At 58.6% G+C, this 4,238-nt stretch carries 3 protein-coding genes; 1 reads left to right on the forward strand and 2 read right to left on the reverse strand.

Annotation, left to right across the window (positions count from 1 at the left end):
- Positions 1–474: 474 nt before the first annotated feature.
- Both AB4043_RS16460 and AB4043_RS16465 read right to left on the reverse strand, forming a co-directional pair.
- Positions 475–1,230 (reverse strand): FadR/GntR family transcriptional regulator, encoded by a 756-nt coding sequence (locus AB4043_RS16460; protein WP_442303068.1) that lies wholly within the window; start codon positions 1,228–1,230, stop codon positions 475–477.
- 72 nt (positions 1,231–1,302) lie between these two features.
- Positions 1,303–2,610: an MFS transporter gene (locus AB4043_RS16465; RefSeq protein WP_442303067.1), complete on the reverse strand. Its 1,308-nt coding sequence runs from the start codon at positions 2,608–2,610 to the stop codon at positions 1,303–1,305.
- A 487-nt stretch (positions 2,611–3,097) separates the two neighbouring features.
- Between AB4043_RS16465 and AB4043_RS16470 the strand changes: the two genes are divergently transcribed.
- The gene (locus AB4043_RS16470) at positions 3,098–4,135 is read left to right on the forward strand and encodes an aldose epimerase family protein (RefSeq protein WP_442303066.1); all 1,038 of its coding nucleotides are present in this window, start codon (positions 3,098–3,100) and stop codon (positions 4,133–4,135) included.
- The last annotated feature ends 103 nt before the right edge of the window (positions 4,136–4,238 follow it).

Raw genomic sequence — 4,238 nt, forward strand, 5'->3', positions numbered from 1 at the left:
GAATAGGGCAAATACCGTGACATACTCTCTTCTCGTATAAATAACCCCGAAAAGCAAGTACTCACACAGACTCTGAAGGCCCGCSYTRTWGAGCAGCCTTCAATCCACCCGCATCGCTTTTGATGGGGATACAACGGTTCACAACTGTTTCGTTTAGAGACTGTGGCATGCGGCGATTCGGGATTATAGATCGGGCCTTCAGCCCTCTTAGCATTCCCCAACCTCCGTACCTGGGGCGTTGCCCAGGCTGGTATGGAACGCGCCTTCAGCGCTTAGTCTAGTGGCATGACACTCTTTGTTTGTCATTTCGGAGCGTAGCGGAGAAATCTGCTTTTTCTCTCGTTTTCTCTGCCCGGGTGCCCCACCTCGGGGTCCCCAGTGAACTTCGTTCGCTGGGGTGAACCCTCGCAACGCTAGGGTGGGCTAGAAACACCCCAAAATTCCTGACAAACAAAACGAATTGGCCGATCTGTCTTAGTTCGATCCCGGCTTGGCCGCGCCTTCGGTGGCACTGGTAGGCACTTCCATATCCTGTGAGGCGCGGGCGCGATAGAGGTGCTCACGCATGGCATCGCGTGCTCCTTCCGGATTACGCGCGCGGATCGCACGATAGATGGCGCGGTGCATCTCCGCTGACTCCTTGCGGTCGGTTGACTGTGCCACAGTCTTCGAACGGACGTCATACAGGGCCGCAGTGATGGTCTCCATCAGCGTGGCCAGGATGGGGTTTCCCGCGGCCACAGCGATGGTGCGGTGAAATCGTACGTCGTGGATCAGGTACTCCTGCGGCTGCTCCAGAGAGGCGTACATCTCGGCGACCTCTTCGGCGAGGGCCGCGATGTGCTCGTCAGTGGCGCGCTCGGCTGCAAGTGCGGCGAGGTCCGCTTCCAGCACAAGGCGTGCCTCGAACATCTGCCAGGGCAGGAAGCCGTGCAGCGCTCCCAGGACATTGAGTGAGTTGCGGTCCAGGGCTGGAGGGCCGTCGGAGACGAAGGTGCCGGCGCCGTGCCGCGACTTCAACACACCCATAGCCGATAGAAATCCGATGCCGGCACGGAGCGAAGAGCGGGAGATATCCAGCTTCTTCGCCAGTTCGCGCTCAGGCGGCAGGCGATCGCCGGGGCGCAGCTCGCCACGCGCGATCAGGGAACGGACGTGCTCCACCACCTGCATGGTGAGCTGCGAGTGTGGTTTCGCCGCAGTGCGGTTGTTGGATGTCTTCGTCGGCATGGTTCTATTCAAGTCCTTGCGGTCGATCGAAGCATACCACTTTGGTCCGGGGAATGGTCGAACTGGTTCAACCTATTCGGTGGCTTCGAGCGGGCGTCCCATCCGAGGCACCAGCAGATGAATGATCACGAGGGCCAGAAGGTACACAGTGCCGGCCATGGTGAAGATTAGCGTCGGGTGCAGCGAGAGGTTCTTCTTGACCACAGCGGTAAAGACGGCGCCGCCCAGTGCGCCCATCGCGCCTCCGAAGCCGACGACGGTCGAGATAGCGCTCGAAGGGAACATGTCGCCGGTGGTGGAGAAGAGATTGGCGGACCAGCCCTGGTGCGCAGCCGCAGCCAGAGCGAAGAGCGCAGTGGCCGGCCATGGATTGTTGGCGAACAGTGAGCCGGCGTGTGGCACAAAGACGATCGGAATGACGGAGATGGCCATGGAGAGCATGGCCGTCTTTCGGCCGGCGTTGATGGAGAACCCGCGCTTCATCAGAATGCCCGAGAGCGCACCGCCAAAGATGGAGCCCACCGACGAGAACAGATAGACCGTGACCAGGAACCAGTACTGCGCGCGCAGATCGAGCCCATAGTTCCGGTTGAGGAACTGCGGCAGATAGAAGAGATAGAACCACCAGACGCCATCGGTAAGTCCCTTACCGAGAGCAAAGGCCCAGGCGCGCCGCGTGAACAGAATAGAGAGGAAGCCCTGCTTCTCCGCGGGCAGTGCAACATACTGCTGCGTCAGCGTGTCCTGCGAAGGTCGCAGGCGGCCATAGGGGAACAGCAGCCACAGTACAAGCCAGCCCACGCCCATGGATCCGGTAGCGACGAAGGCATAGCGCCAGCCAAAACGCGCGGTCACAGCAGAGACCAACAGCGGGGCAACCAGGGAGGAGAAGTTAGTGCCGGAGTTAAAGATGCCCGTTGCCAGAGCGCGCTCTTCCGAGGGGAACCACTCGGAGGTGGCCTTAATGGCCGCAGGGAAGTTACCGGCTTCGCCCAGACCCAGGCAGACGCGCGCAATGTAGAAACCAACGACCGAGGTCACCAGGGAGTGGCTCATCGAGGCCAGACCCCATACGGCAATCGCTATGGCGTAGCCGGCCTTGGTGCCGAGCCGGTCCACAACGCGTCCGGAGATCAGCAGGCCGATGCCGTAGGCGATCTGAAAGAAGATGACGACATTGCCGAAGTTGTTGTCGAAGACGGGCTGATGGAACTTATCGGCCGCGGGGTTCCAACCCATGAAGGAGACACCGTGCAGGACGGGTTCAATCAACGAAAAGACCGAACGGTCCATGTAGTTGATTGTGGTCGCAAGGAAGAGAAGGAAGCAGACAACCCAACGAAGGTTGGACGAGTTCGATGGGCGAGTCACGGCAGCCATGCGATGGTCTCCAAGAGGATTTTTGGTCAGACCAGTATGGCCCTCCGGTCAGAGCATAGTTGACGGGGATGAGGGGTGGCAAGGAGTTTGGAGCCCGTTTTACGGAAATCGTTCGAAGTTACAACGAAATCTAAGACGGAAGTCGCTGGAAACAGACGGGATTCCCTGAAGTCGACAGTGGGAGGTAGAGCATTTTTCCTGTAGGTGTAGCGCAGGGCCGGTGTATCTAGAGCATTTCTCCTAATACAGTAGCTTTGGAAAAATCTGCGAATGCCGTTTTCTTCGCGGAAAAGGGCACCAACAGCCAAAACTCCGCTCTACTCCATTAGGAGAAATGCTCTAATGGGCGTTTTCTGCAATGAAAACGCCGCTGCACGCTCCTCCCGGGATACCCAGCAACAGGAACAATGCTCTAGAGTCTAGGGATGTTCGCGTAGAGAATCGAACCGAAAAAGGATGAGGTTTAGGGATGGGTGGAGAGGTTGTAGTGAGCAAGGCTGTCTTCGGCACGTTGCCGGACGGATCACAGGTAGAGATCTTCACGCTGAAGAGCGAGCAGGTTGAGGCTCGTGTGATGAGCTGGGGCGGCCGCCTGGTCAGCGTGAAGACGAAGGACCGTAATGGCGAGATGGCTCACATCTCGTTGGGCTACGACACGCTGGAAGAGTGGCTGCACGATACGGCGTTCTTCGGCGCTACGGTTGGACGGGTCGCGAACCGCATCGCCGGCGGCCGGTTTAATCTCGACGGTCAGACATTCCAGATTCCCCAGAACAACGGGCAGAATGCACTCCATGGTGGACCGCAGGGCTTCGACAAGAAGCTGTGGACGGCGAAGGAGGTGCCGCATGGCGTTGAGCTCTCGCTGGTCTCGGCGGATGGCGACATGGGCTTTCCGGGGACGATGACGGTCACGGTGACTTACACCCTGAAGGGAAGCGATCTGCATATCCACTATCGCGCGACCAGCGATAAGACGACCGTGGTCAATCTCACCAATCACGCTTACTGGAATCTGCGTGGCGACGACCGCGGCGACATTACCAACACACGCATCGTCATCAACGCGGATGCGTTTGTACCGACGGATGCGACGTCGATTCCGACGGGCGAACTGGCTCCGGTCGAAGGAACACCAATGGACTTCCGCACCGAGTATGCAATTGCAGACCGCGCCGATGCGGAGTTCGAACAGTTGAAGTTTGCTAAGGGTTACGACCATACCTGGGTGCTGAACGGAACTCCGGGGACGATGCGCGTGGCGGCACAGGCACACGAGCCCGAGAGCGGACGCACGCTCACTGTGACGACGACACAGCCGGGAGTCCAGTTCTATTCGGGCAACAATCTTAAGGGTGTGCTGGTCGGCCGCTTCGGCAAGGTCTATACCTTCCGGACCGGCTTCTGCTTTGAGACACAGCACTTTCCCGATTCGCCAAACCATGCCCACTTCCCATCGGTCGTGCTTCGGTCGGGAGAGGTCTTCGAGTCGGAGACGGTGTATGGGTTTGGGGTGAAGAGTTAAAAGTTGAAAGTTAAAAGTTAAAGCGTTAAGACCGTGCTAACCGAAAGCGCGTAGCTCGCGCGGATTGTCATCCTGAGCCGCAGGCGAAGGACCTGTTTCATCC

This window comes from Terriglobus sp. YAF25, assembly GCF_052113305.1.
GTDB lineage: Bacteria > Acidobacteriota > Terriglobia > Terriglobales > Acidobacteriaceae > Terriglobus.